24 protein-coding genes are annotated in these 26,471 nt (G+C 70.3%); 9 read left to right on the top strand and 15 right to left on the bottom strand.

Going from position 1 to position 26,471, the window contains the following annotated elements; all coding sequences use genetic code 11:
- Positions 1–2: 2 nt before the first annotated feature.
- The 5 genes from HNQ79_RS03765 (at position 3) to HNQ79_RS03745 (ending at position 7,409) form a co-directional block, all read left to right on the top strand.
- Positions 3–3,917: a caspase, EACC1-associated type gene (locus HNQ79_RS03765; RefSeq protein WP_185026849.1), complete on the top strand. Its 3,915-nt coding sequence runs from the start codon at positions 3–5 to the stop codon at positions 3,915–3,917.
- A gap of 473 nt (positions 3,918–4,390) precedes the next feature.
- Entirely contained in the window at positions 4,391–5,098 is a 708-nt protein-coding gene (locus HNQ79_RS03760; protein ID WP_185026847.1) for a hypothetical protein, read from the top strand.
- Between the two features lie 19 nt (positions 5,099–5,117).
- Positions 5,118–5,570, top strand: a complete 453-nt coding sequence (locus HNQ79_RS03755; RefSeq protein ID WP_185026845.1) for a phage holin family protein — start codon at positions 5,118–5,120, stop codon at positions 5,568–5,570.
- Complete coding sequence (locus HNQ79_RS03750; protein WP_185026843.1) at positions 5,546–6,187, top strand: DUF3618 domain-containing protein; 642 nt, start codon at positions 5,546–5,548, stop codon at positions 6,185–6,187. The genes HNQ79_RS03755 and HNQ79_RS03750 overlap by 25 nt, the downstream gene beginning before the upstream one ends.
- A gap of 157 nt (positions 6,188–6,344) precedes the next feature.
- Positions 6,345–7,409: a YihY/virulence factor BrkB family protein gene (locus HNQ79_RS03745; RefSeq protein ID WP_185026841.1), complete on the top strand. Its 1,065-nt coding sequence runs from the start codon at positions 6,345–6,347 to the stop codon at positions 7,407–7,409.
- 205 nt (positions 7,410–7,614) lie between these two features.
- Here HNQ79_RS03745 and HNQ79_RS03740 read toward each other — a convergent pair whose 3' ends face one another.
- Both HNQ79_RS03740 and HNQ79_RS03735 read right to left on the bottom strand, forming a co-directional pair.
- On the bottom strand, positions 7,615–8,943 hold the full coding sequence (locus HNQ79_RS03740; RefSeq protein WP_185027602.1) for a class I SAM-dependent RNA methyltransferase: 1,329 nt from the start codon (positions 8,941–8,943) through the stop codon (positions 7,615–7,617).
- A gap of 322 nt (positions 8,944–9,265) precedes the next feature.
- Entirely contained in the window at positions 9,266–11,308 is a 2,043-nt protein-coding gene (locus HNQ79_RS03735) for an APC family permease (protein WP_185026839.1), read from the bottom strand.
- Positions 11,309–11,527: 219 nt separating this feature from the next.
- Between HNQ79_RS03735 and HNQ79_RS03730 the strand changes: the two genes are divergently transcribed.
- Positions 11,528–12,193, top strand: coding sequence for a potassium channel family protein (locus tag HNQ79_RS03730; protein WP_185026837.1), 666 nt, complete (start codon positions 11,528–11,530; stop codon positions 12,191–12,193).
- Positions 12,193–12,873: a potassium channel family protein gene (locus HNQ79_RS03725; RefSeq protein WP_185026835.1), complete on the top strand. Its 681-nt coding sequence runs from the start codon at positions 12,193–12,195 to the stop codon at positions 12,871–12,873. Before HNQ79_RS03730 ends, HNQ79_RS03725 begins: the two co-directional genes overlap by 1 nt.
- A gap of 59 nt (positions 12,874–12,932) precedes the next feature.
- On the opposite strand, the gene HNQ79_RS03720 is transcribed toward HNQ79_RS03725, so the two are convergent.
- From HNQ79_RS03720 to HNQ79_RS03685, 8 genes are all read right to left on the bottom strand, one after another.
- Entirely contained in the window at positions 12,933–13,769 is an 837-nt protein-coding gene (locus tag HNQ79_RS03720) for a DUF3159 domain-containing protein (protein WP_373312469.1), read from the bottom strand.
- Positions 13,770–13,772: 3 nt separating this feature from the next.
- Positions 13,773–14,171, bottom strand: coding sequence for an OB-fold nucleic acid binding domain-containing protein (locus HNQ79_RS03715; protein ID WP_185026833.1), 399 nt, complete (start codon positions 14,169–14,171; stop codon positions 13,773–13,775).
- 90 nt (positions 14,172–14,261) lie between these two features.
- Positions 14,262–14,948, bottom strand: coding sequence for a response regulator (locus tag HNQ79_RS03710; protein WP_185026831.1), 687 nt, complete (start codon positions 14,946–14,948; stop codon positions 14,262–14,264).
- Positions 14,949–14,989: 41 nt separating this feature from the next.
- A complete protein-coding gene (locus HNQ79_RS03705) occupies positions 14,990–17,542 on the bottom strand; it encodes a DUF4118 domain-containing protein (RefSeq protein ID WP_185026828.1) in 2,553 nt (850 codons plus the stop codon).
- Positions 17,543–17,898: 356 nt separating this feature from the next.
- Positions 17,899–18,627 carry an ABC transporter ATP-binding protein gene (locus tag HNQ79_RS03700; protein WP_185026826.1) on the bottom strand — a complete coding sequence of 243 codons (729 nt, stop codon included), beginning with the start codon at positions 18,625–18,627 and terminating at the stop codon, positions 17,899–17,901.
- Positions 18,628–18,900: 273 nt separating this feature from the next.
- Positions 18,901–19,668 (bottom strand): DUF3710 domain-containing protein, encoded by a 768-nt coding sequence (locus tag HNQ79_RS03695; protein ID WP_185026824.1) that lies wholly within the window; start codon positions 19,666–19,668, stop codon positions 18,901–18,903.
- A 1-nt stretch (position 19,669) separates the two neighbouring features.
- Positions 19,670–20,236 (bottom strand): dUTP diphosphatase, encoded by a 567-nt coding sequence (gene dut / locus HNQ79_RS03690; protein ID WP_185026822.1) that lies wholly within the window; start codon positions 20,234–20,236, stop codon positions 19,670–19,672.
- The gene (locus HNQ79_RS03685; protein ID WP_185026820.1) at positions 20,233–20,859 is read right to left on the bottom strand and encodes a PaaI family thioesterase; all 627 of its coding nucleotides are present in this window, start codon (positions 20,857–20,859) and stop codon (positions 20,233–20,235) included. Before HNQ79_RS03685 ends, dut begins: the two co-directional genes overlap by 4 nt.
- Before the next feature lie 58 nt (positions 20,860–20,917).
- Here HNQ79_RS03685 and HNQ79_RS03680 point away from each other — a divergent pair, with 58 nt between their 5' ends.
- Positions 20,918–21,364: a DUF3093 domain-containing protein gene (locus HNQ79_RS03680; RefSeq protein ID WP_185026818.1), complete on the top strand. Its 447-nt coding sequence runs from the start codon at positions 20,918–20,920 to the stop codon at positions 21,362–21,364.
- 63 nt (positions 21,365–21,427) lie between these two features.
- On the opposite strand, the gene HNQ79_RS03675 is transcribed toward HNQ79_RS03680, so the two are convergent.
- The 4 genes from HNQ79_RS03675 to HNQ79_RS03660 form a co-directional block, all read right to left on the bottom strand.
- Positions 21,428–22,384: a hypothetical protein gene (locus HNQ79_RS03675; RefSeq protein ID WP_185026816.1), complete on the bottom strand. Its 957-nt coding sequence runs from the start codon at positions 22,382–22,384 to the stop codon at positions 21,428–21,430.
- Positions 22,385–22,397: 13 nt separating this feature from the next.
- Entirely contained in the window at positions 22,398–22,694 is a 297-nt protein-coding gene (locus tag HNQ79_RS03670) for a DUF4193 domain-containing protein (protein WP_185026814.1), read from the bottom strand.
- A 411-nt stretch (positions 22,695–23,105) separates the two neighbouring features.
- Positions 23,106–24,359 carry a sensor histidine kinase gene (locus HNQ79_RS03665; protein WP_185026812.1) on the bottom strand — a complete coding sequence of 418 codons (1,254 nt, stop codon included), beginning with the start codon at positions 24,357–24,359 and terminating at the stop codon, positions 23,106–23,108.
- A gap of 7 nt (positions 24,360–24,366) precedes the next feature.
- Positions 24,367–25,020, bottom strand: coding sequence for a response regulator transcription factor (locus HNQ79_RS03660; protein ID WP_185026810.1), 654 nt, complete (start codon positions 25,018–25,020; stop codon positions 24,367–24,369).
- A 339-nt stretch (positions 25,021–25,359) separates the two neighbouring features.
- Here HNQ79_RS03660 and HNQ79_RS03655 point away from each other — a divergent pair, with 339 nt between their 5' ends.
- The gene (locus HNQ79_RS03655) at positions 25,360–25,539 is read left to right on the top strand and encodes a hypothetical protein (RefSeq protein WP_185026808.1); all 180 of its coding nucleotides are present in this window, start codon (positions 25,360–25,362) and stop codon (positions 25,537–25,539) included.
- A 115-nt stretch (positions 25,540–25,654) separates the two neighbouring features.
- On the opposite strand, the gene HNQ79_RS03650 is transcribed toward HNQ79_RS03655, so the two are convergent.
- Complete coding sequence (locus HNQ79_RS03650) at positions 25,655–26,470, bottom strand: inositol monophosphatase family protein (RefSeq protein WP_185026806.1); 816 nt, start codon at positions 26,468–26,470, stop codon at positions 25,655–25,657.
- Position 26,471: the final 1 nt, after the last annotated feature.

Genomic DNA, 26,471 nt, shown 5'->3' with positions numbered 1-26,471 from the left:
TCATGAGTGAGAACGATCGCTACGCCATGCTCGTCGGCGTCTCCACGTACGACAGCGACGACTACCACGATCTCCCAGCCGTGCGCGCCGACCTGCACTACATGCAGGCGGTGTTGCAAAGGACCGAGATCGGCATGTACAACGACTGCGCGATGGTTCCGGAGCCGACCCGTGCGGAGATGCTGCACGCCGTCGAGTCCTTTCTGGAGGACCGGCAGCCCAGTGAGACGGCCTTGCTGTACTTCAGTGGGCACGGCGAGTTCTGCGAGGCCGACAACCAGCTCTACTTCCTCACCCGGGACTCCGACCCGTCCGATCTGCCGGGCACCGCGGTGTCCGCGTCGTTCTTGGAACAAACGCTGCAGTCCTGTCGTGCGTCCTCGAAGGTCGTCCTGCTGGACTGCTGTTCCAGCGGCAGCGTGGTCCAGGGCTGGACTTCCAAGGGCGCAAAAGAGGACAGCGGGGACCGCCCGGCACCCTCCACTCTTCTGCGGCCGACGGGCGTGTACTTCATCACCGCGTCCGACGCGCTCCAGGCAGCCTCGGCCATGGCGCCGGCGGGTTCCACCCTCGGCACTTCCCGGTTCACCGGAGAGATCGTCGAAGGGCTGCGAACGGGCCGCATCAAGCACGACGGCAGCTGGATCACTCCCGACGATCTCTTCACGTACCTGACTTCCCAGATGGTGCGCAACGGCGTCCCTGCCGAGCAACGGCCCACCAAGTCCACCATCAGAGCCACGGGGAATCTGCCCTTCGCCCGCTCCGTGGCCCGCCAGGTGCAGCTTCCTGCTCCTCCTCCGGGGGCCCACGAGGCTGCGCGCGGCAACCGCTCACCAGCTCTGTCCAAGGCACGCGAGCTGGCCCGGATGGACGCGCGCGACGGTGTGGACGCGGGGCGGCTGCTGCGCTACTACGTGCACTGTCTGGGGGCTACGGCAGCAGCGGGGATGCTGCCCGATCGCGACACCGGACGTGACTCCAAGTACTTCCTTCTGCACAACGGCGCGGAAACGATCCAGGCCGGACTCGCAGGATCCTTGCCTGCTCCTTCGAACCTCCCCCGGCCAAAGAGGCAGACTGCCGGTGGCCCGGACGCTCCCCCGGGCAATGCCGATGCTCTGCAGGAGTACTGGTACGGCTACCCCGCCGTGACCCTGCCGGTCGCCACCGGGAGCGGCCGCGGCCGGACCTCCGCAAGGATCGCGCCGCTGCTCATCCAGCCGATGGAACTCGCACCGGACGAGAACGGACGTGCCCGGCTCCAGCCGGCCGGTGTCCCCGCACTGCACACCGGTGTGGTCACGGAACTTCTGGCGGACGACGACGCGGCCGATCTGCTCGCCCGCTGGCAGCCGACCTGGCAGGAGGGCAACAGCGCCCAAATGGTCCGGGCCGTAAGAGAGCTCCTGAACGACCTGGGTCTGTCCGAACTGGAGCCGCTGGACACATCCGTTCTCAGTGAGCAGTCCGTCATGAACACGTTGCGGGCGGGCGCGCACAACGCCGCTGTGCTCCTCACCCCTTCGGGAATGGACAGGGTGGCCACGGAGGGCCTGGTCGACAACCTTCTCCAGATCTCCACGCGAACCGGTCAGATCCCTGGGACGGCTCTTGGCGCCCTGCTGGACGCCGGTGCGGCTGATCCGGCGCAGGAGGCCATTCCGCACCATGTAGTCACTCCCGGCTGGAGCAACGAGAGCCAGGAGCTGGTAGTCGCCGCGGCGATGACCCGTCCACTCACGGTCACCACCGGCCCGCCCGGTACCGGCAAGAGCGAAGTTGTCACGGCGGTCGTCGCGACCACAGTGGCCTCGGGCCAGTCCGTGCTGGTCGCCTCCACCAACAACGAGGCGGTCAACGTCGTGGCCGAACGCTGCGACGCCATCGCGCCGGGCCTGCTGATGCGGACCGGCAATTCCGAGGCCCGGCTCGCGGAAGCGGAGAAGCTGGAACGCCTGCTGACCGAGCCTCCGCACTCCCCCGTCCGCGGCGCGGCGACCGTCGCCGGGGAGCTGCGCAATGCCCACACACAGGCGGACGGCCAACGTGCCGAGGCAGTTCAGCTGGTCAGTGAAGAGGGCCGGCTCCTCGAACTCGTACAGGACCGGGAGCGACGGGCGGCAGCGCTGCAGGTCCCAGTGGCGGTACTGACTCGGCTCTGGACCCATCCCGGCGAGAGCGCGTCGTCCACATGGCAACAACGCGCCAGGAACGCGGCGGAGGCCCGATGGTTCTTCCCGCGTCTGCGACGGCACCGAGCCCTCGCAGCCCTCGAAGCAGCCCTGGCGCAGGCTGCGGAGGACTCGTGGCCGGATCCGCCGGATTGGCTTCTTGCCCGGCCGGTGACTCCTGAGCTGCTGAATTCGCTGTCCGGACTGCTGGGGGTGGAAGAGCAGGTGAGGACTCTCATGCCACGTCACCTGGCCCGGGACGACGAGGCATTGGCGCAGCAACGTCAGCACACCAGCGGCCTTCTGCGCGATCTGTCGACGGAATTGATCCGATCTCAGTCCGCCGAATCCTTGCTCCGCGCACGCACCCTGCTGGAGCAGCGTCTCCAGACCTTGCGCAACAAACGCGGCAACCAGCGGAGTCAGCGCAACCTGCTCCCGCACATCAAGGGGTGGGCGATCAGTACTCACTCGGTACGTCAGCTCGAACTCGTGCCGAAACTCTTCGATCTCGTGGTCATCGACGAAGCCTCCCAGTGTTCCATCCCCTCCGTACTCCCCCTGCTCTTCCGGGCCAGGAGAGCTCTGATCATCGGCGACCCCATGCAGCTGGGGCACATTCCCGGCGTCTCTCCGCAGCAGGAGCGCCAAGCCAGGATCCGCGCCGGGTTGAGCGCGGCTCAGCTGGAGGATCGACGGCTGACGTATCACGTCCACTCCTCCTACCACGCGGCCGCCCAGAGCGGTGAAGCCGCCTTGCTCCTCGATGAGCACTACCGCTGTCACCCTGAGATCGCGAGTGTGGTCAATGGTTACTGCTATGCGGGCCAGCTGCAGGTCATGACCGACGTCCGCCGGCAGATTCCAGCGCGCGACCCCGTGGGAAAGCTGGATCCGGCGCCGGTACTGGGCTGGCTGAACGTGGCCCTGGGGATGTCAGCACGCGGCCCCAGGGGGACGTCCTGGCGCAACGAGGCGGAAGCCGAGGCGGTCCGTGCTCTCGTGGTCGAGTTGCTGACCCGGCTTCCGGAGGAGGCCACCATCGGTGTGGTGACGCCGTTTCGGGCCCAGAAGGAAGTCCTGGAACGGATGCTGCCACGCGAGCGCGTACGAGTGGGAACCGTGCATGCCTTCCAGGGCGGCCAGCGCGATGTGATGGTGCTGAGCCCCGTGGCAACGTGCAACACCCCGCAGCCCACCGCCCACTGGGTTGCAAGCCAGGTCAACCTGTGGAACGTCGCGATCACGCGCGCCAAGTCGCAGCTGATCACCGTCGGCAGCCATGCTTTCTGGCAGGAACAGGCAGGCTTGCCCGCGCTGCTGGCTCATCGCTCGACGCTGCTGCACCCGGAGACCCGGGAGGCCTGGAACGGTGGAGGCGACGGGCCCGCGCAACTCACTGGCGAGCAAACCTTCCGCGAAGAGCTGGCCGACCGGCTGCAGCACCATCTCCTGACCCAGGGGATCACTTCGCTGGAGCGGAACCCCATGATCGCAGGCCACTCGGCGGACCTGCTCTTCACGGGGCGTGGGGAGAACACCGCGGTGTTGATCGACTGCGGACCACCGTCCGACACGGATCCGGCCAGGCATCTGCGACTCACGCTCGCACGCGGCGATCTGCTCACCGGTCTGCCGTCCGGCGGGCGCGGGGCAGAAACAGCTCCCGTTTCGCGGACGATCCGTGTGCCAGCGTGGCGGATTCTGGCGAGCGGGGAGTCGTTGACATCCCTGATCGGGTGACCGGGCCGCAGGACTCGCAGCGAGCACAGCGCACCCTGCTGCCACGGACGGGCGGTTTCCCCTTCCTGCAATCCGCCACCTGCCTTGCGAGCTGCCCCATCGGTCAGGCGACGATCCGTCCCGCTCCCACCACGGGTCAGCGACCCTCCGCTCCCAGCGATCGAAGGAAGCGGCTGGGCTCACCTCGCCACGCAAGGGCGAACTCGTCCCGGGCTCTGGTGGCTGCGACGAACAGCAGAGAACGCGGCCCTCTGCAGTTCTCGCCTGCACCGCAGCCGGTCCGTACGCTCCCAGGCGTCCACAGCCGCACGCGGGACCAGCCCTTCCGAAACGAATCAGCCCGATGCGTCGCTCAGAGGAAGTGCGATATGCCCCCAATCGCGCATGTACGCGGCCTTTGCGACCATTGAGGAGACGTCGAGGGGGTCCGGCACGACGCACCTCCCCCAAGCAGGGCCGACCTAGGAGGAGCTTTGAGCGACTTCGAAAGTTCGAGCCGTCCGGGCGACGGAACGACGACGACAACGGCACAGACCGTACGGGACAAGGCGAGCGAAGGTACCGGTCTGGTGGCCGACAAGGCCGGTGACGTGGCCGGCACCGCCAGGGAACAGGCAGCCGGTGTGGTGGGTGAGGCCACGGGACGGGCCCAGGACGTTGTGGGCGAACTGCGGAGCCAGCTGGAGACACAGGCGCGCTCGCAGACACAGCGCCTGGCGGACAACGTACGGCGGCTGGCCGACGAACTGCACGACATGAGCCGTAACGGCGAGGGCGACTCTTCCGTTGCCGGCGCGGTGAAACAGATAGCGGACCGCGGGCACCAGGCCGCCTCCCGCCTGGAGGACAGAGGGCCGGACGGTCTCCTCAGTGACCTGCAGGACTTCGCACGCCGTCGCCCCGGGGCGTTCCTGGCGGGCGCGGCGCTCGCGGGCTTCGCCACCGCCCGGCTCGCCAAGGGCGCGAAGTCCGCGGACGGCGGAGGCGAGCACCCCGCGAGCACGACGGACGGCAGGGCGGTCGGAGACACGCCTCAGGCCGGTACGGGACGGGAGGCACCGCGAGCCCAGGGGGCCCACCCGGCACCGGTCTCGCCGCCCCTCACCCCGTCCTACGGAGGAGATGTCGCTCCGGGGCCGGTGCCGGTGAGCGACCCGTATCCGGATCCGCAGCAGCCGTAAGGAGAGGGGAATCGGAGTCGTGGTCACACCATCTTCGGAACACACTGTCGCCGAGCCGGACGTCCCGCCCGCCGGTTCCACCCGCGTACCGTCGGCGGACCCTTCCATCGGAGAGCTGGTCGGCGAGATCAGCGAAGACCTCACGCAGTTGGTGCGCGAGGAGGTCGAACTGGCCAAGGCCGAGATCAAGGAGAGTGCGACCCGGGCGGGCAAGGCGGCGGGACTGCTCGCCGGCTCCGGGTACGCCGGTCACCTGGTGCTGCTGATGGGCAGTCTGGCGGCCGTCTTCGGACTCGCGCACGTGGTCGACCTGGCCTGGGCCGCGCTCATCGTGACCGGGTTCTGGGCGCTCCTTGCGGCCGTTCTCTTCGCGGTCGGCCGCAAACGCCTCAAGACGGTCAACGCAAAGCCCGAACGCACTGTGGAAACGCTGAAGGAGGACGCCCGATGGGTACGCAACCCGACGAGCTGAAGTCCGACGTGGAAGACACCCGGGCCCACCTCGCCCACAACGTGGACCGTCTCGCGGACAAGGTCTCCCCGGGGAGGGCAGCACGGCGCAAGGCGGACGCCACGCAGCGGCGGATCACCCGCGTGAAGGAGCGTGTGATGGGAGCGGCGAGCGACACTCCAGCCTCAGGTGCGCATGGCGTCGCGGACGCTGCGGGGCAGGCGGGCGAGACCGTCAAGCACACCGCTGACCAAGTGGGCCGGTCTGTCCGCGAGGCCCCCGACCGGATCACACGGCAGACGCAGGGCAGCCCCGTCGCAGCGGGCGTCATCGCCTTCGGCGCCGGCATGCTCGCGGCTGCGCTGCTCCCCACCACGGACGCGGAGGAGCACGTCGGCGCACAGCTCCGCGAACACTCCGACGAACTCCTCGGCCCCGTGAAGCAGACCGCCCAGGACGTCGCTCAGGACGTCAGGGAGGACATGCGCGAGCCTGTCACGGAAGCCGTGGACGCGGTGAGGAGCACGGCCCAGGACGCGGCTCAGACCACGAAGCAGAAAGCGCAGGACGCCGGGCAGGAGGCGGGAACGGGGCTGCGCGAGGTCGGCCAGGACGCCGCCCGGGAAGCCGGCAGCTGACGCGGCCGCTCCACGACCGGTCCGCCACCACGCGCTCGGCGTCGGGCGAGGGCCCCCTGCACTCCAGGGCCCTCGCCCGACGGATGTCTCGTCCGTCCGGCGGTATGACACGGCCGTGAGGTCGCCGCCCGTACACCGTTGCGGTTGCGTGGTTCCTATGGCGAACGAAATGCATGATCGGGACAGCGTGGGTCCGGAGGGAAGCCGGCCGGGCCCCGGTTCGTACGCGCAGCCGCGCCGTGACTCGCCCGAATCGCCCACGAAGCTCGGCAGGGGTTCGTGGGGTGCGGTGTTGAAGCGCACGCTGAGCGAGTTCAAACGGGACGAGCTGGCCGACCGGGCCGCTGCTCTGACGTACTACGGCGTCCTGGCCCTGTTCCCGGCTCTGCTGGTGCTGGTCTCCCTGCTCGGCATCGCGGGCAAGGAGACCACTCAGACCGTCTTGGACAACTTGCAGAAACTCGTCCCGGGAGCGGCACGCGACGTACTCACCAACGCGGTGACCCAGCTGCAGTCCAGCAGCGGAACCGGCTGGGTCGTGGCCATCGTGGGTCTGCTGGCCGCACTGTGGTCCGCGTCCGGCTACATCGCCGCGTTCATCCGGGCCTCGAACGCCGTGTACGACGTGCCCGAGGGCCGCCCGGCCTGGAAAGTGCTCCCGGTCCGCGTCGGCCTGACGCTGGTGCTGATGGTGCTGGCCTGTGCGAGCGCGCTGATCGTCGTGCTCTCGGGCGGTATCGCCCGCCAGATCGGCACCGCTCTGGGTATCGGTGACACGGCCATGACCGTCTGGTCGATCGCCAAATGGCCCGTCCTGGTGTTGCTGGTGACCATCATGCTGGCGCTCCTGTACTGGGCGGCGCCGAACGCCAAGGGCCGGGGCTTCAAGTTCGTATCGCTGGGCAGCCTGCTGGCGTTGCTGATCTGGATGCTGGCATCAGCTGCCTTCGCCTTCTACGTCGCCAACTTCGGTTCCTACAACAAGACCTACGGCACTCTGGCAGGCGTGATCATCTTCCTGGTCTGGCTGTGGATCACGAACCTGGCCATTCTGCTCGGCCTGGAATTCGACGCGGAAATGGCCCGTGAGCGAGCCGTCATCGGCGGCCACCCGCAGACGGAGGAGCCGTACGTCACCCCCCGCGACACCCGCAAATGGACCGACGCGGACCGCAAAGCCATGGGCGACACCGGCCCCGCCGACCCACGCTGGGACGAGTAAGGGCAACGGGGTCCGAAAACCGCCGACCTCGCAAGGCGTCGCTCAGCAGTCGTGCACCACCCGGTATCACCTCTACCTCACGTACCTGCACACATAATCAGCAGGTCAGGACCATGATGCGGCAGGCTTAAAAGAATGGTGCACGCTTCACGTGATGCACGTGAAGAAACCGGTCGAGCCGATGACCCTGCGGGTAATTCGGAGGTCAGGCGCTCTTTGCGGCCGGCTCCAGAATCGCCACGCACTCCACATGATGCGTCATCGGAAACAGGTCGAACGCCCGCAGCGTCCGCACCCTGTAGCCGCCCTCCTTGAAGTACCCCAGGTCCCGCGCCAGTGCCGCCGGGTCGCAGGCCACGTAGGCGATGCGGCGCGCTCCCAGCGTCGACAGGTGCTTGACCGTCTGCTTGCCGGCGCCCGCGCGGGGCGGGTCGAGGACGATCAGGTCGGTTTCCGTGATGCCGGTGCGCGGGAGGACCTGCTCGACCTTGCCCTGTTCGATGCGCACGTGGGGCATCGAGGCCAGGTTGTGGCGGGCGTCCTCCACGGCGCGCTTGCCGGATTCGATGCCGAGGACGGCGCCCTGGTCGCCGACGCGTTCGGCGATCGAGCCCGCGAAGAGGCCGACGCCGCAGTAGAGGTCGAGGGCGGTCTCGCCCTTGCGGGGCATGAGGCCCTGCATGACCGCGCGCATCAGGGTGTCGGCGGCCTGCGGGTGGATCTGCCAGAAGCCGCCCATGCCGACGCGGTAGGTGCGGCCGTCGGCGCGCTCGCGGACGAAGGCGCGGCCGTGCACCTTGTGGACGCCGCCGTCCTTCTCGTGGACGCGCAGGACCGAGACGGGCTTGTCGAGTTCGACGAGCGGGAGGCGGCCGCCGGGGGTGGGGGTGAGGACGACCTGGCGGTCGCTGGACCCGGTGGCGGCGATGGCCTCGACGGAGGCCATCTGCGGCCAGTCGCGCTTCTCGATGCCGAGTTCGGAGACTCCGGGGGCGGCGATCATGCAGTGGTCGATGGGCTGGATGTCGTGCGAGCGGTGCTTGCGCAGCCCGGCCCGGCCTTCGGCGTCGACGGCGTACTGGACGCGGGTGCGCCACTGCGGGACCTGGCCGGCGGGGAGTTTGTCGCCCTCGGCGGGCATGACCGTGCCGTCCCAGCCGGCTTCCTCGGGCGTGAGGCCCGCGAGGCGCAGCAGCTGTTCGGCGACGACCTCGCCCTTGAGGCGGCGCTGGGCACCGGGCTTGGCGTGCTGCCAGTCGCAGCCGCCGCACTTGCCGGGTCCGGAGAACGGGCAGGGGGCTTCGACGCGGTCCTTGGACGCTTCCAGGATCGTCACCGCGTCGGCGCGCAGGAAGCGGGCGCCCTCGTCACCGTCGGTGACTCGGGCGATGATCTTCTCGCCGGGAAGGGTGTGCCGTACGAAGAGGACCTGGCCCTCGGCGGTACGGGCGATGCAGTGGCCGCCGTGCGCGACGGGGCCGACCTCGACCTCGTACTCCGTGCCGACGAGGGAGACCTTGGGCTCCTGGCCGATCGGCGAGTTCGTGGGCTCCGGGCCGACGGGCGCCGTCGCGGGGTCCTGGCCGACGGGCGCGGTCGCCGGCTCGTGAGCGGCAGGCGCGACGGGCGCGGCAGGCGCGGCGGTCGGCTCCGTACCGAGCGGCGCGGCCTTGGGCTCCTGCGGGGCGGCCGCTTCCTTCGATGCCTGGGGTTCGGACTGCATGGTGGGGTGGCTCCAGGGGATCAAAGGGAAACGGCCGGACAACAGCCCACCAGTCTACGTGGGTGTCGTCCGGCCGTCCTACCAAGGCAAGCCTGACCGTCCGTCCCGGCCGTTCGGGCGGCCGAGGCAGGGGTCAGTTCTTCGAGGTCTCCTTGGGGCGACGGTCGACCGGGCCCCGCCGTACCGCGCCCGGAGCGTTCCAGTCCTGGCGCTTCTTGGCGCGCTTCTTGGCCGCTTCGGAGGACTCCAGCTGGTACGGGACGGAGGTCACCATCACGCCCGGGGTGAACAGAAGGCGGCCCTTGAGGCGCAGGGCGGACTGGTTGTGCAGGAGGTGCTCGTACCAGTGGCCGACCACGTACTCGGGGATGTAGACGGAGACCACGTCGCGCGGGCTCTCGCGGCGCAGGCCCTTCACGTACTCGACGATCGGGCGGGTGATCTCGCGGTACGGGGAGTCGAGGATCTTGAGCGGGACGTTGATGCCGCGCCGCTCCCAGTCGTCGCGCAGCGCCTTCGTCTCGGTCGCGTCGACGCTGATGGAGAGCGCTTCGAGGCGGTCCGAACGCATCAGCTTGGCGTACGCGAGTGCCCGCAGCGTCGGCTTGTGGACCTTGGAGACGAGGACGATGGAGTGCACGCGGGAGGGGCGCAGGCTGTCGTCGGAGGGGCCGTCGGCGGCGGCGATCTCGTCGGCGACCCGGTCGTAGTGCTTGCGGATGGCGGTCATCGTTCCGTAGAAGATCACCATGCCGAGCAGGGCGACCCAGGCGCCGTGGGTGAACTTGGTGGCGAGGACGACGACGAGGACGAGACCGGTGAAGAAGGCGCCGAAGGTGTTGATCGCGCGCGAGCGGATCATGCGGCGGCGCTTGGCCGGGTCCTTGGTGGTTTTCAGGTGCCGGTTCCAGTGCCGGACCATGCCGGTCTGGCTCAGGGTGAAGGACACGAAGACGCCGACGATGTAGAGCTGGATGAGCTTGGTGGAGTCGGCTCCGTAGACCACGACCAGCAGGACGGCGGCGCCCGCGAGGAGCACGATGCCGTTGGAGAAGGCCAGTCGGTCGCCGCGGGTGTGCAGCTGGCGGGGCAGGTAGCGGTCCTGGGCGAGGATCGAGCCGAGCAGCGGGAAGCCGTTGTACGCCGTGTTGGCGGCCAGGAACAGGACCAGCGCGGTGGCCGCGGCGAGCAGCACGAAGAAGAACGTGCCCTGGCCGAAGACCGCGGCGGCGACCTGGGAGATGACCGGGTTCTGGACATACGAGTCGCCGACCGGCACTCCGTCGCGGACCAGGTCGACGGCCGGCTTCTCGGCCATCTTGACGCCCGACTCCATGGCGAGCGCGATGATGCCGCAGAACATGACGACGGCCAGCGTGCCCATCATGGCCAGTGTCGAGGCCGCGTTCTTCGACTTCGGCTTGCGGAAGGCGGGCACCCCGTTGGAGATCGCCTCGACGCCGGTGAGGGCGGCGCAGCCGGAGGAGAAGGCGCGCAGCAGCAGGAAGACCAGGGCGAAGCCGGCCAGGCCCGGGTGTTCGGGCTTGATCTCCAGCTCGGCGGTGGGCGCGGTCATGTCGTCGCCGGTGAAGGCGCGGTAGGCGCCCCAGGCCAGCATGATGAACACGCCGATGACGAAGACGTAGGTCGGGATCGCGAAGAGCTTCCCGGACTCCTTCATTCCGCGCAGGTTGAGGAGCGTCAGCAGGACGATGACGGCGACGGCGCACAGGACCTTGTGCTCGACGACGAAGGGGACGGCGGAGCCGAGGTTCTCGATGCCCGAGGAGATCGACACGGCGACGGTCAGGACGTAGTCGACCAGCAGGGCGCTGGCGACGGTGAGTCCGGCCTTCGGACCGAGGTTGGTGTTGGCGACCTCGTAGTCGCCGCCGCCGCTCGGGTAGGCGTGCACGTTCTGCCGGTAGGAGGCAACGACCGTGAACATCAGGACGACGACCGCCAGTGCGATCCACGGACTGAAGTGGTACGCCGAGACACCCGCGATGGAGAGCACGAGCAGGACTTCTCCGGGCGCGTAGGCGACGGAGGAGAGCGGGTCGGAGGCGAAGACGGGAAGTGCGATGCGCTTGGGGAGGAGCGTTTCTCCCAGCTTGTCGCTGCGCAGGGCCCGCCCGATCAGGATCCGTTTGGGCACGTCGGTCAGTTTGGACACGCAGAGGATCGTAAGCGGTCGAAAGGGCGTGGCTCGTCCACCACCCCCGGCCCGCCGGGAATCCTCGATGCGTCCTTTGCACAACGTTGAAGGTCGCCACCAGGGGTCCCCGCGGGCCACCGCGCGTGTGTAGCTTTGGCGGCGGTCTGAGACTCTAGTGAGTCGGACAAAAAGCACACGAAAACTATTGATGGACTCTTAACGGCCGGAAGGACGGACGTGCACGTCGTCATCATGGGCTGCGGGCGAGTGGGAGCCGCTCTCGCGCAGACCCTGGAACAGCAGGGGCACACGGTCGCCGTGATCGACCAGGACCCCACGGCCTTCCGCCGACTGGGCTCCGGCTTCGGTGGCCGCAGGGTCACCGGTGTCGGTTTCGACCAGGACACCCTCCGCGAGGCGGGCATCGAGGACGCGGGCGCGTTCGCCGCCGTCAGCAGCGGCGACAACTCGAACATCATCGCGGCCCGGGTGGCCCGCGAGATGTTCGGGATCGAGCACGTCGCCGCGCGCATCTACGACCCGCGCCGGGCGGAGGTGTACCAGCGGCTGGGCATCCCGACGGTCGCCACGGTGCGGTGGACCGCCGACCAGATGCTGCGCCGACTGCTGCCCTCCGGGGCGGAGCCGCTGTGGCGGGACCCGAGCGGGGGTGTGCAGCTCGCGGAGGTGCACATCGCGCCGTCCTGGATCGGGCACAAGATCAGCAAGCTGCAGGAGGAGACGGGCGTGCGTGTCGCGTTTCTCACGCGACTGGGCGAAGCGATCCTGCCGACCTCCCAGACGGTGCTCCAGGAGGGCGACCTGGTGCACGTGATGATGCGTACGGACGAGATCGTGAAGGTCGAGGCGGCCTGTTCGCTGGGCCCCGAGGAAGGTCACTGATGAGGGTCGCGATTGCCGGGGCCGGCGCGGTGGGGCGTTCCATCGCGGGAGAACTCCTGGAGAACGGGCACGAGGTGCTGCTGATCGACAAGGCGCCCACCGCCATCTCGGTGGAGCGCGTGCCGATGGCGGAGTGGCTGCTGGCCGACGCCTGCGAGATCACCTCGCTCGACGAGGCGGCCCTGCAGCGCTGCAACGTCGTGATCGCGGCGACCGGCGACGACAAGGTCAACCTCGTGGTCTCGCTGCTCGCGAAGACCGAGTACGGGGTGCCGAGGGTGGTCGCCCGCGTCAACAACCCGAAGAACGAGTGGCTGTTCAACGAGTCCTGGGGCGTCGACGTGGCCGTGTCCACGCCGCGGCTGATGTCGGCGCTGGTGGAGGAAGCGGTGAGCGTCGGCGATCTCGTACGGCTGCTGCGCTTCAGCCACGGCGACGCCAACCTGGTCGAGCTCACGCTGCCGCCGGAGTCGGCACTGGCCGGAACGCAGGTCGGGGACGTGGACTGGCCGGTGGACACTTCACTGGTCACGATCATCCGCGGCTCGCGGGTGCTGACGCCGACGCCCGAGGAGACGCTGGAGCCGGGCGACGAGCTCCTGTTCGTGGCCGCCCAGGCGCGCGAGGAGCAGCTGGAGGATCTTCTGTCGGTGCGCCACGAGGACGTACCGAAGAGCTGAGTGCGCGTACGGGAGGGGCCCCGCACCGTTCGGTGCGGGGCCCCTCCCGTACCGGGCGGCTACGCCTCGTTCCGCTGCACGCCGGTCGCCGCCTTGCGCTCCTTCTCGGCCTTCTCCTCCGCTTCCATCTCCGCGAACACGTCGATGGGGGCGGGCGCCTTGGCGAGGAAGATCCAGGTCAGCCAGACGGCGAGCAGGAACGGCGGGATCTTGAGGGCGACGACGACCCAGCCGAACTTGGTGGTGTCCGCCCACCAGTACAGCGGGAAGAGGATCGCGCACTTGGTGAGCAGGATCAGACCCCAGGCGTAGCTGGCCTTGGTGTACGCCTTCTTGCGTCCGGGGTTGCGGGTGCGCCAGGAGAGGTTCTCCTTGAAGACCGGGCCGAGCATCAGGCCGATCAGCGGCACCCCGGCGGCCGCGGAGATCAGGTATGCCAGGGAGAGGCCCAGCGTGTAGAGCATGCCGGGCAGCATGAAGTCCTTGGCGTTGCCCGTCATCATCGCGAAGACCACACCGAAGGCGACGCCGAAGACCCCGCTGAAGGCGTGCTTCATGGAGTCCTTGCGGACCAGCCGGGCCACGACCATCAGGAGCGAGACACCGAGCGCCGCGATGGCCGAGGTGTGCAGGTCCTTGTTGATCGTGAAGACCGTCACGAACAGCAGGCCGGGCAGCACCGTCTCGGCCATGCCGCGCACGCCGCCGAACGCCTCGAAGAGCGCGGCCTCGGTGGCCGCCTTCGCGGCGGGGTCCTGGGGGGGCGCGTCCCGCGGGACGACGTAGGGCTGCGAGGAGTCCGGCGCCCCGTGCAGCGGGGACTCGACGGCGGCGTCCCGGAGGGAGGCATCGCCGCCTTGGTGGGGGGTCGTGGTCGGCTTGTCGAATGACGTCACCGGCTACTCCTGTCCGAGCGGTCGGAGTTCGTATTTGGGGTTGAAGAGGACACGGCGGCCGTGGCTCATGGAGATCCGGCCGGTGGCTATCAGCTTGCGGCCGGGCTCTATGCCGACGATGGAGCGGCGGCCCAGCCAGACGACGTCCAGCGGTGCCGTGCCGTCGAAGAGCTCGGCCTCCAGGGCGGGCACTCCCGCGCGCGGGCGCAGGGTGACCGTGCGCAACGTACCGGTCACCTTGACGACCTGCCGGTCGTCGCAGGCCGATATGGGGGTGCAGCCGACGGCGTGGGTGTCCTCCTGGAGCTCCGTGCAGTGCAGGTCCTCCTGGGAGGTGGACAGGCGGTCGAGCATCCGGCGGAATCGCCCGGTCGGCTTCTCGGGGCGAGGTACGGCACTCATACCGGAAGCGTACCGGGGAGAGGACCGGCATGGTCACCCGCCGTAGTGCCGCCCCCGTGCGAGAGCGGCGCCCGCGGCCGGTCCCCGGGCTCACCGCTCGAAGCGGTATCCCATGCCGGGTTCGGTGATGAAGTGCTTCGGATGGGCCGGGTCGGTCTCCAGCTTGCGGCGGAGCTGGGCCATGTACACGCGCAGGTAGTTGGTCTCCGTGCCGTACGAGGGCCCCCAGACCTCCTGGAGGAGCTGTTTCTGGCTGACGAGACGGCCGGTGTTGCGGACGAGCACCTCCAAGAGGTGCCACTCGGTGGGGGTGAGGCGCACGTCGCGGCCCTCCCGGTGCACCTTCTTCGCCGCGAGGTCGACGGTGAACCCCTCGGTCTCGATGAGGACGTCGCCCCCCTCGGCCGCGCCGACGGGTTCGGTCCTGCGGACGGCGGCACGCAGCCGGGCGAGGAGTTCGTCCATGCCGAAGGGCTTGGTCACGTAGTCGTCGGCGCCCGCGTCGAGCGCCTCGACCTTCTCGTCCGAGGTGTGCCGGGCCGACAGCACCAGGATCGGCACCCGGGTCCAGCCGCGCAGTCCTCTGATGACGTCGACGCCGTCCATGTCGGGCAGCCCCAGGTCGAGCACCACCACGTCGGGGTGACGGGCGGCGGCGAGCTGAAGTGCGGAGGCGCCGTCGGCGGCGGCGTCCACCTCGTACTTGCGTGCCTTCAGGTTGATCACGAGGGCGCGCACGATCTGCGGCTCGTCGTCGACCACGAGCACCCGGGTCATGGGGACCTTCCTCACTGCTGTCTGGGCTGTCTTCGCTGGGGTCATGAGAGGGCCTGCGCCGGGAACTCGGGGCGCACGGGTGGCTGCCCCGCGGCCACTTTGAGGGTGAGGACCATGGTCATGCCGCCGCCGGGGGTGTCCTCGGCGGCGAGGGTGCCGCCCATGGCCTCGACGAAGCCCCGGGCGACCGCAAGCCCGAGGCCCACTCCGGCGCCGCGCGGGGCGTCCCCGTACCGCTGGAACGGCTCGAAGATGCGTTCCTTGCTGTCGTCGGGAACACCGGGGCCGCGGTCGGCGACCCGTACCTCCACGCGGTCGCCCAGCGCGCTCGCGGCGACCGTGACGGGCACCCCGGGCGGACTGTACTTGACGGCGTTCTCGACGAGGTTGGCGGCGGCGCGTTCCAGCAGGCCGCGGTCGACGGCCACCATCGGCAGCGTCTCCGGGATGTCCAGCTCCACGCTGTCGTCCGGTACCCCTACGAGTGCCATCGGGACGACCTCGTCGAGGTCGGTCTCGCGGATCAGCGGGGTGACGGTGCCGGTCTGCAGCCGGGACATGTCCAGGAGGTTGCCCACGAGGTGGGCGAGCCGGTCGGCGCCCTCCTCGATGCCCTGCAGGAGCTCCGCCTCGTCCGACTCCGACCAGGACACGTCGTCGCTGCGCAACGAGGTGACGGCGGCCTTGATGGAGGCGAGGGGGGTACGCAGGTCGTGGCTGACGGCGGCGAGCAGCGCGGTCCGGATCCGGTTCCCCTCGGCCAGCCGGCGCGCTTCCTCGGCCTGCCCCACCAGGCGCTGCCGGTCGAGCACGACGGCGGCCTGGGCGGCGAAGGCGGCGAGTACCCGGCGGTCCTCGGCAGGCAGCACGCGCCCGGACAGGGCGAGCGCCATGTGGTCGCCGACGGGCATGTCCACGTCGGCGTCCTCGGGGCGCTCTGCGGGCTTCGGGCCGACGCTGCCCGCGCAGGTCCACGGATCGACGCCGCCGGCGCGTTCCAGCAGGGCGACGGATTCCATGGCGAAGGTCTCGCGGACGCGTTCCAGTAGGGCGTCGAGGGTGGTTTCGCCGCGCAGGACGCTGCCCGCGAGGAAGGAGAGGATCTCGGACTCGGCACGCAGCCGGGCGGCCTGTTGGGTGCGGCGGGCGGCAAGGTCGACGACGGACGCGACGGAGACGCCGACCGCGAAGAAGATCGCGATGGCCACGATGTTCTTGGGGTCGTCGATGGTGAGGGTGCGGGTGGGGGGCGTGAAGAAGAAGTTGAGGAGGAGGGATCCGGCGGCGGCTGCGGCGAGAGCGGGCCACAGGCCGCCGAGCAGGGCGGCGGCGACGGTCAGGAACAGGTAGAGCAGGACGTCGTTGGCGAGGCCGGGGCCGTGGTGGATGCCCAGCAGCAGCAACGTCATCAGCGGCGGGCCGGCGACACCGGTCAGCCAGCCCGCCAGGATCCGGGACGTGCCGAGCCGCGTGCCGCGGGCGACGGGCAGTCCGCGCCCCTTGGCGACCTCCTCGTGGGTGACGATGTGGACGTCGAGGTCGGTCCCGGAGTCGCGGGCAACGGTCTGGCCGACGCCGGGCCCGAAGACGTACTGCCAGGCCTTGCGGCGGCTGGAGCCGAGCACGATCTGGGTGGCGTTGACGCCGCGCGCGAACTCCAGCAGGGAGCTGGGCACGTCGTCGCCTATGACGTGGTGAAAGGTTCCGCCCAGGTCTTCCACGAGGGTGCGCTGGAGGGCGAGTTCCTTGGGGGACGCCGAGGTGAGGCCGTCGCTGCGGGCGATGTACACGGCGAGGATCTCGCTGCCGGAGCCCTTGGCGGCCATCCGGGAGGCGCGGCGGATGAGGGTGCGGCCCTCGGGCCCGCCGGTGAGGCCGACGACGATGCGTTCGCGGGCCTGCCAGGTGGTGCGGATGTTGTGTTCGCCGCGGTACTGCTGGAGGTGTTCGTCGACCCGGTCGGCGACCCACAGGAGGGCCAGTTCCCGCAGGGCGGTGAGGTTGCCGGGGCGGAAGTAGTGCGAGAGGGAGGCGTCGATCCTGTCGGGCTGGTAGATGTTGCCGTGCGCCATGCGGCGGCGCAGGGCCTGCGGCGACATGTCGACCAGTTCGAGCTGGTCGGCCCGGCGGACGACCTCGTCGGGGATCGTCTCGCGCTGGCGCACCCCGGTGATGGACTCCACGACGTCGCCCAGCGACTCCAGGTGCTGGATGTTGACCGTGGAGATGACGTCGATCCCGGCTTGGAGCAGCTCTTCGACGTCCTGCCAGCGCTTGGCGTGCCGGGAGCCGGGGACGTTGGTGTGCGGGAGTTCGTCGACCAGGGCGACGGCGGGGTCGCGTGCCAGGACCGCTTCGAGGTCCATCTCCGTGAAGGAGGTGCCGCGGTGGGTGATCTCCTTGCGCGGGACCTCTTCGAGGCCGTGCAGCATCACCTCGGTGCGCGGCCGTCCGTGGTGTTCGACGAACGCCACCACGCAGTCGGTGCCGCGCTCCACCCGGCGGTGGGCCTCGGAGAGCATGGCGTACGTCTTGCCGACGCCCGGCGCCGCGCCGAGGTAGATCCGGAGTGTGCCGCGTGTCCCGCGTCCCATGGCCTCATTGTCTTTCGCAGTCGACCCAGGCGGCCTGTGTGCCGGGATCGACCCTACGTGCAGCGAACGGGACGTACCGGACAGGGTGCAGGTCGTGGGGACGCCTTGACGGGATTCTGATGCGCCCCCGCCCCACGCCGCGCGCCCGCGCCCCGCGCCGCAGCCCGCCTCCTCGCCGGCGCCCCCGCAGGCCGGTCCGGCGGGACTCGCTGTCGCGCATCGGCCGGGCACCCCGGCGCCGTCCCGCACCCCGGCCGCCCCGCATCCCGGCCGTCCGGCCCGGCCCGCCCGTGCACGGCCCGCCCGCGCTCCGGCCCCGCATGCGTGTCGGCCGGCCGCGCTGTCCGCGGCGTACGTCAGTCGCTCTCGTGGATGCGGCCGTCGCGGAGCTCGATCACGCGGTCGGCGAGGCCGAGCAGCTGGGCGTCGTGCGTGGCGACCAGGGCGGTCACCCCTTCGCTGCGTACGACCGCGCGGAGCAGTTCCATGACGGCCAGGCCCGTTTCCGCGTCGAGCTGTCCGGTCGGTTCGTCGGCGATCAGCAGGGCGGGCCGGTTGGCGAGCGCGCGGGCGATGGCGACGCGCTGCTGCTGGCCGCCGGAGAGTTCGCCGGGGCGCTGCGTCGCGTGGTCGGCGAGGCCGACGAGACCGAGCAGCAGAGCGACGCGCTCCTCCCGCTCCTTGGGGTCGGCCTTGCGCAGCCGCAGCGGCACCCCGACGTTCTCGGCGGCGCTGAGAATCGGTATGAGGCCGAAGGACTGGAAGACGAACCCGATGCGGTCGCGGCGCATCTCCAGCAGGCCGGTCTCCCCGAGGGAGCCCATGTCGGTGCCGTCGACGACGACACTGCCGCCGTCCGCCTTGTCGAGTCCGCCGACGAGGTTGAGCAGGGTGGTCTTGCCGGAGCCCGACCGCCCTTTCAGCGCGACGAGTTCACCGCGCGGCACGGTGAAGGAGACTCCGCGCAGCGCGTGCACGGCGGCGGCGCCCGTCCCGAAGGAGCGGTGCAGGTCCTCGACGCACACCATGGGACTGTGCTGGAGCGCCGTGCCGGTGCCGGTCGTGGTCTGCGCGCTCTCGGTCATGTCCTGCTCCCCCGCTCGTACCGCTGTCCGTGCGCCCATTGTTGCCGACGGGTCCGACAACGGTCGTCCAGCCGCCGGATTCCCGCTGCCCGGCGTGGATTCCGGCAGGCCGGGCCGGACCCCGACGTGATCGCTCCCGGCGCTGCGGCGCGCGGCGCACCCTCCCCCGAGACCCGTCCGTCCCCGGCAGCACAAAGGCCGGTGGCCCGCGCCCCTCGGAAGAGGGTGCGGGCCACCGGTGCGACGGCGGGGCCGAAGCCGTGTGCGAGGGGGTCAGCGGACCTCGGTGATCTCCGGGCCGCGCTGCAACTGCCCCATGCCGCCGGAGAAGCGGGACTCGCCCTGCTCCTCCTGCTGAACGCCCTCGGCGACCATCTGCGCGTCGTCGGGAAGCTTCAGGACGATCGGGTCGCGCGGCGCCATCGGCCCGTCGCCCCGTACGACCACCGTGTCCAGGAAGATCTGCTCCAGCACGCCCGCGGCCTCGGGCTGCACCGCGCCCTGCCCGGAGATCACTCCGCGCAGGAACCAGCGGGGACCGTCCACGCCGACGAAGCGCACCAGCTGCACCCCGCTGTTGCCGTCCGGCAGCTGTACCGGGACCTGGGCGCGCAGTTCCCAGCCGAGCGGGCCCTCGACCTCGTCAATGACGCCTCCCTGCGAGGTGATGCCGGTGGCGATCTCCTCGCGGACCTCGCCCCAGATGCCTTCCTTCTTCGGTGCCGCGAAGGCCTGAAGCTGGACGGCGCTGTCACGCAGTACGACCGTGGCCGCGACGATCGCGTCGCCCGCGACCTCGACGCGCAGCTCCATGCCGTCGACCCCGGGCACGAAGATGCCGCCCAGGTCGACCCGGCCCTCGCCGGGCTGGGAGACCTCCGAGACGTCCCAGGGGCCGTCGGGGCGCGGGGCGGGCGGCAGGTTCACCCTGCGCACCCGGCCGTCCTCGTCCTCCTCGCCGGCCGAGACCTCGTCGGCGACCTGCTCGGTCACGCCCGCCTCGTCCTCGGCGGATTCGCTCTTCTTGCGACGTCCGAACACGTCACTGTCCTTCCCGGTCGACTACGACCGAAGCGTATGAGTTCCCACCCGTTGCATCATCCACCGAGCCGCCCACCGGTCCACCGGCAACGCTGACGCCGGCAGCAGGCCCCACCGCGGCATGGCCGCCGGTCGACCCGAAGCCGCCCGCGGCCCGCGCCGAGCCGGGAAGCTCCGCGACCTCGTGGAAGCGCACCTTCTCGACCTGCTGGACGACCAGTTGGGCGATCCGGTCGAAACGCTCGAACCGCACGCTCTCACGCGGGTCCAGATTGACCACGATCACCTTGATCTCCCCACGGTACCCGGCATCGACCGTCCCGGGGGCATTCACGAGGGCCAGACCGCAGCGGGCGGCGAGCCCCGATCGTGGGTGCACGAAGGCCGCGTAGCCGTCCGGCAGCGCGATCGAGACACCCGTCGGCAGAACGGTCCGCTCACCGGGCGCGAGTTCACAGGCCCGGGTGGTGACCAGATCGGCCCCGGCGTCGCCGGGGTGCCCGTACGAGGGCAGCGGGACGTCGGGGTCGACCCGTCGGATCAGCACATCCACGGGGGCACGGCTCATGGGTTCACCTCGAAGGCGCGGGCGCGCCTGACCTGATCGGGGTCGGCCATGACCGCCTGGATCTCCTCCGGGCGGCCGTTGTCGATGAAGTGGTCGACCTTGACTTCGACGAAGAGGGCGTCCGCGCGGACCGCGACGGGCCCGTCCGGGCCGCCGATCCGTCCGGTCGCCGTGGAGTAGATCTTGCGCCCGTGGACGGCGGTGACCTCGGCGTCGAGGTGCAGCACGGTGCCGACCGGTACGGGCCGTACGAAATCGGTCTCCAGCCGTCCGGTCACCGCGATCACCCGCAGCAGCCACTGCAGGGAGCCCAGCGTCTCGTCGAGCGCCGTGGCCAGGACGCCGCCGTGCGCGAGCCCGGGAGCACCCTGGTGGGCGGGCTTGACGGTGAACTCGGCCGTGACCCGTACTCCGGGCCCCGCACCGGCCCGCGCCTGGAGGTGCAGCCCGTGCGGCTGCTCCCCGCCGCACCCGAAACAGTGCTCGTAGTGCGCGCCGAGAAGCTCTCCCGGGGCCGGGGCGTCGGGGTGCCGGACGGGGGCTATGGCCTCGGCCGGGGGCGTCAGGGCCGGCGAGCCGGCCGGGCGTCCGGGAGTGGCCTCCCGGGGGTTCTCAGTACTCACAGGCGCAGACCTTACCCGCGTAGGGAGTCGCGGGCCGCGCCGTGCCAAGCTAAGGGTCATGCAGTCCTACGAAGAACGCCTGACCGCGCCTCGCTCCTGGTGGTTCATCACCGTGCTGGTGGGGATCTCGTGCGGGCTGATCCTGCTGCCGCTCGGCCCGCTGCCGATGCTGGGCGGGGTGATCGGCGGGATCGTCCTGGCGGGCGCGGTGGTGAGTGCGTACGGTTCGGTGCGGATTCGTGTGGTGGCCGATTCTCTCGTCGCGGGAGACGCCCGCATTCCGCTCTCCGCGCTCGGCGAGGCCGAGGTGCTGGAGGCGGAAGAGGCCCGTGCCTGGCGCACCCACAAGGCCGACCCGCGCGCCTTCATGCTGCTGCGCGCGTACGTGCCCACCGCGCTGCGGGTACGGATCACCGACCCCGAGGACCCCACTCCGTACGCCTATCTGTCGACCCGGCACCCCCGGGAACTGGCGGAGGTCCTGGCGGCAGCGCGCGCCCTGTAGCCCACCGTGCGCGGGGCACGGCGGGACCGGAGACTGCTGACCCGCGGATGTCCGCGGGCCGCTCTACGGGTCCAGTTCCTTGCGGCCCTTCTCCAGCTCTTCGAGCTCGGCTGCGTGGTCCAGCGGCGGCAGCTCGGGCAACGCGTCCCACGGAACCTGTCTCGTGCGCAGGTCCTCGCGGATGTGTTCGGCCATCTTCCTGGTGTCGCGCCGGTTCATCACCGCTCCCACCGCCGCCCCCACCATGAACGGCATCAGGTTCGGCAGGTTGCGCACCATGCGCTTCATGATCTGCTGGCGCAGCTCGCGCTTCATCTGGCCGCCCAGGGCGGCGTTCAGCGTGGTCGGCTTGGTGAGGTCGACGCCGCGTTCCTCGGCCCAGGAGCCCAGGTAGGCGACGGTGCGCTGTTTGAGGTTGCCCGGCGGACGCTGTCCGTAGACCTCGTGCAGCTCCGCGATGAGCTTGAGCTCGATCGCGGCGACGCCGGTGATCTCGGCGGCCAGCTCGGCGGGCATGGCGGGCGGTACCGGCATCATGGCGGCCATGCCGACGCCCGCGCCCACGGTCGAGGTGCCGTTGGCGGCACCCGCCACGAGCTTGTCGGCGAGCTGCTCGGCGGTCAGTCCCGGGAACTGTCTGCGCAGGGTCGCCAGGTCCCGTACGGGAACGCGCGGGGCGTTCTCGATGACCCGGTCGGTGAGGTGGCCGAGCGCCGCTTTCGCGCCCTCGCCACTCCTCCGGACGCCCTGCCTGAGGGCCGCCAGACGCCGGGTCCCGGTCACGGACCCCTTCGTGCCGCCGAGCCGGGCCGCGAGGCCCCGCTCGCCGTCATGTGCGCCGGCGGCGTCACTCAAGTCGCCGTCTTCCCGCCGGGAGACTTCCCCGTGGGAGGACGGCACGAGGGCGGTGGACTCGGCGGACGCCTCCGTGGCGTCCGTCGGGACACTGCCGCCCGGTTGTGCCTCCGACGCCTTCTTGCGCCGGAAAGGCCGCTTCCTGAACGGTGTCGCGCCAGTCACGGCCGACCCCGTCCTAGTCGCAGTCGCGGCAGATCGGCTGGCCGTTCTTCTCACGGGCCAGCTGACTGCGGTGGTGGACCAGGAAGCAGCTCATGCAGGTGAACTCGTCGGCCTGACGGGGCAGCACGCGGACGGACAGTTCTTCGTTGGAAAGGTCCGCGCCGGGCAGCTCCAGGCCTTCAGCCTGCTCGAACTCGTCGACGTCGACGGTCGTGTTCGACTTGTCGTTCCGCCGCGCCTTGAGTTCTTCGATGCTGTCCTCGTTGAGGTCGTCATCGGTCTTGCGTGGGGTGTCGTAATCCGTGGCCATGTCGCTCTCCCCCTCTGGGTGGTTGCGGTGTCTCAGGCGCAGTAACGCGTGAGAGGCCGGACTTGTGCCCGACCTGAGGCGGAGATTTTGCCTCACATCAAGGTCTGTTACTCAATCGACACCTCAGACGCACTCCGGGGAGTGCTCGTCCGGGATGGCGATCGGGACCGTACACGGTCCGAATGTCGCACTGCCCGCGCGCCACCTCGTGTACTTCCCGTGATCGCACCCCCTGGAAACCAGGACTTTTCCCGGTTTTCCGGGGGGGCCTTGATCACGGAGAGTAGGTGGCCGGAAAGTGCGACCTGTGATCGATCACACACGGAGTCACCGGGTTTCCGTCCCGGGGATTCCGCTTAAAGCGAACGCATCGGCGGCTCGGATCTGCTCGATCCGGGCCCCGGCCGCCTGTCACACCGGAAGCGTGACACGCATGACGAGGCCACCGCCCTCGCGAGGCTCCGCGATGATACGGCCTCCGTGGGCCCTCGTGACGCTGCGCGCGATGGACAGCCCCAGGCCGACGCCCTTGTCGCTGCCCGTCCGCTCCGTACGCAGCCGCCGGAACGGCTCGAAGAGGTTGTCGATCTCGTACGCGGGAACCACTGGACCCGTGTTCGACACCACCAGCACGGCTTGTCCGTGCTGGACGTCCGTCGTCACCTCGACCCACCCAGTCTCCGCCACGTTGTAGCGCACCGCGTTCTGAACGAGGTTCAGCGCGATCCGCTCCAGCAGGACGCCGTTGCCCTGGACCACTGCCGGCTTCTGCTCCCCGCGCAGCTCCACCCCCTTGTCCTGCGCCTCGCCGCGGGCCTGGTCGAGGGCGCGGGTGGCGACCTCGGCCAGGTCCACCGGCTTGCGCTCGACGATCTGGTTGTCGCTGCGGGCGAGCAGCAGCAGCCCCTCCACCAGCTGTTCGCTGCGCTCGTTGGTGGCCAGCAGCGTCTTGCCGAGCTGCTGGAGCTCCACCGGCGCGCCGGGGTCGGAGAGGTGGACCTCCAGCAGGGTCCGGTTGATGGCCAGCGGCGTACGGAGCTCGTGGGAGGCGTTGGCGACGAAGCGCTGCTGGGCGGTGAAGGCGCGCTCCAGCCGGTCCAGCATGTCGTCGAAGGTGTCGGCGAGTTCCTTCAGCTCGTCGTCCGGGCCGTCCATCTCGATCCGCCGGGACAGATCGGTGCCGGCCACCCGCCGGGCGGTCCGGGTGATCTTGCCGAGTGGCGACAGGACGCGTCCCGCCATCGCGTACCCGAAGGCGAACGCGATGACGCTGAGGCCGACCAGCGCCAGCAGGGACCGGTTGAGCAGGTCGTTGAGGGCGTGCTGGCGGGTGCTGCCGAGACAGTCCCGCAGGACCGCGTTCAGCTCGTTGTTATCGCGTGCGTTCACCAGGTCGGGACAGGCTTCACTGGCCAACTGGACCTGGCTGCCAGCCGAGCCGATCACCTGGAAGTCCGGCTGCTGGGTACCGTCGCGGAGCGCCTGCGCGGTCAGCAGATAGATGATCGACAGCAGCAGGATGCCCGCGATCAGGAACATGCCGCCGTACAGCAGCGTGAGGCGTATCCGGATCGTGGAGCGGATCCACGGGAAGGCGACCTCGGTCTGGCGGGGGTCCCAGGTGGGCTTGGGCGGGGTCTCCGGTGGGGCGGGCGTGCTCGTCACCTCGGCCTCAGATCCGGTAGCCGGAGCCGGGCACCGTGACGATCACCGGAGGCTCGCCCAGCTTGCGGCGCAGGGTCATCACGGTGACCCGTACGACGTTGGTGAAGGGGTCGGTGTTCTCGTCCCACGCCTTCTCCAGGAGCTGCTCGGCGGAGACCACGGCGCCCTCGCTGCGCATCAGCACTTCGAGGACCGCGAACTCCTTGGGGGCCAGCTGGATCTCCCGGCCGTCCCGGAACACCTCGCGCCGGTTGGGGTCGAGCTTGATGCCGGAGCGCTCCAGTACGGGAGGCAGGGCGACCGTCGTACGGCGCCCCAGGGCGCGCACGCGGGCCGTCAGCTCGGTGAAGGCGAAGGGCTTGGGCAGGTAGTCGTCCGCCCCGATCTCCAGGCCCTCCACGCGGTCGCTGACGTCGCCGGAGGCGGTGAGCATCAGGACGCGGGTGGGCATGCCCAGCTCGACGATCTTGCGGCAGACGTCGTCGCCGTGCACGAGCGGGAGGTCCCGGTCGAGGACGACCACGTCGTAGTCGTTGACACCGATGCGTTCCAGGGCGGCGGCGCCGTCGTACACGACGTCGACGGCCATGGCCTCCCGGCGCAGTCCGGTGGCCACCGCATCGGCGAGCAGCTGCTCGTCCTCGACGACGAGTACGCGCACGTCGGTTCCTTCCTGTGGTGCCCGTGGGGGGCGGAGTGTTCGTGGGCCTCCATCCTGCCCGTTTCAGCAGTAAACCGGCTGTAAGGCGGCCTGTGAGGGCTCTGGGGGCGGTTCTGCGGACGGGCGGCGTCCGCGCGACTTCCATGATTCGCCGGGAAGTTGAGGTTTCCCCCGGGGGCGGCGCGGGGAGGACGACAGAACACCCGCGATCACGCCCTGTATGTGGCACGCCACCGCCCGCTCTGTCCCCCAGAGGGAGTGCGTGCACAGGGGATGTATGCGTGATCGGACCACCCCCGGCACACCCCCGTGCCACCGACCCATGACGAGGGGGCGCACATGGACGCTTTCACCACCAGTCTCCTGAGCCGCATAAAGGATGCCCAGTCGGACCTGACCCGGGCGCGTGAGGCGGGCGACGACTTCCTCGTGGACGTCGAGCAGGAAGAGCTCAACGACCTGCACCGGATCGCCGCCGAGCACGGCGTACGGATCGACACTGCGGCCGCCGCCGCCTGACCCGGCCCGTCACCAGACACGAGAGGGCCCGGTTCCGCACTGCGGAACCGGGCCCTCCGCCGTGCCGCGGACCCCTCGGACGCGGCGCCCGCCGTTCCCCGAAGCGCCCGGCGCCTCAGTCGTGCCAGGCGCCCAGCTCGTCCAGGAGCCCCTGGAGCGGCTCGAAGACGCCCGGAGGGGCGGCGACGGTGAGTTCGCCGGAGGCCCGTTCGCCGGGTCGGCCGCCGGTCAGCGCGCCGGCCTCGCGGGCGATCAGGTCCCCGGCCGCGTAGTCCCACGGGTTGAGGCCCCGCTCGTAGTAGCCGTCCAGCCGTCCGGCGGCGACGTCGCACAGGTCGATCGCCGCGGAGCCGCCGCGCCGGATGTCGCGGAAGCCGGGGATGAGCCGTGCCGCGATGTCGGCCTGCCGCCTGCGCCGCTCGGTCAGGTAACCGAAGCCGGTGCCGATGAGGGCCCGCTCCAGCGACGGAGCTGGGCGGGCCGCCAGGGTGCGGCAGGCCCCCGAGGGGCCGTCGCAGTACGCCCCGCCGCCCCGCACGGCGCGGTAGGTCTCGCGGCGCATCGGGGCCTCCACCACGCCGACGAGGGTCTCCCCCCGGTACTCGGCGGCGATGGAGACGGCCCAGGTGGGCAGCCCGTACAGGTAGTTGACGGTGCCGTCGAGCGGGTCGACGACCCAGCGGACGCCGCTGCTGCCCTCGGTGGACGCGCCCTCCTCGCCGAGCACGCCGTCGGCCGGGCGCTTCGCGGCGAGGAAACCGGTGATCAGCTTCTCGGCGGCGAGATCCATCTCGGTGACGACGTCGACGGAGCTGGACTTGGTGGCGGCCACCGCGAGGTCGTCGGGGCGGCCGTCGCGCAGCAGCTCACCGGCCCGGCGGGCGGCTTCCAGGGCGACGGCGAGCAGTTCGGTCCGGAGAGGGTCGGTCATG

The organism is Streptomyces candidus (assembly GCF_014207445.1).
GTDB classification, from domain to species: domain Bacteria; phylum Actinomycetota; class Actinomycetes; order Streptomycetales; family Streptomycetaceae; genus Streptomyces; species Streptomyces candidus.
The sequence above is the reverse complement of the archived record's forward strand: the minus strand, read 5'-3'. Positions and strand labels throughout refer to the sequence as shown.

Bases quoted from the DNA above. Each gene is read 5' to 3' on its own strand.
- HNQ79_RS03765 (WP_185026849.1), top strand. From the start codon at position 3: ATGAGTGAGAACGATCGCTACGCCATGCTCGTCGGCGTCTCCACGTAC.
- HNQ79_RS03750 (WP_185026843.1), top strand. From the start codon at position 5,546: ATGGGTACGCAACCCGACGAGCTGAAGTCCGACGTGGAAGACACCCGG.
- HNQ79_RS03745 (WP_185026841.1), top strand. From the start codon at position 6,345: ATGGCGAACGAAATGCATGATCGGGACAGCGTGGGTCCGGAGGGAAGC.
- HNQ79_RS03725 (WP_185026835.1), top strand. From the start codon at position 12,193: ATGAGGGTCGCGATTGCCGGGGCCGGCGCGGTGGGGCGTTCCATCGCG.
- HNQ79_RS03715 (WP_185026833.1), bottom strand. From the start codon at position 14,171: ATGAGTGCCGTACCTCGCCCCGAGAAGCCGACCGGGCGATTCCGCCGG.
- HNQ79_RS03710 (WP_185026831.1), bottom strand. From the start codon at position 14,948: ATGACCCGGGTGCTCGTGGTCGACGACGAGCCGCAGATCGTGCGCGCC.
- HNQ79_RS03705 (WP_185026828.1), bottom strand. From the start codon at position 17,542: ATGGGACGCGGGACACGCGGCACACTCCGGATCTACCTCGGCGCGGCG.
- HNQ79_RS03700 (WP_185026826.1), bottom strand. From the start codon at position 18,627: ATGACCGAGAGCGCGCAGACCACGACCGGCACCGGCACGGCGCTCCAG.
- dut (WP_185026822.1), bottom strand. From the start codon at position 20,236: ATGAGCCGTGCCCCCGTGGATGTGCTGATCCGACGGGTCGACCCCGAC.
- HNQ79_RS03680 (WP_185026818.1), top strand. From the start codon at position 20,918: ATGCAGTCCTACGAAGAACGCCTGACCGCGCCTCGCTCCTGGTGGTTC.
- HNQ79_RS03670 (WP_185026814.1), bottom strand. From the start codon at position 22,694: ATGGCCACGGATTACGACACCCCACGCAAGACCGATGACGACCTCAAC.
- HNQ79_RS03655 (WP_185026808.1), top strand. From the start codon at position 25,360: ATGGACGCTTTCACCACCAGTCTCCTGAGCCGCATAAAGGATGCCCAG.
- HNQ79_RS03650 (WP_185026806.1), bottom strand. From the start codon at position 26,470: ATGACCGACCCTCTCCGGACCGAACTGCTCGCCGTCGCCCTGGAAGCC.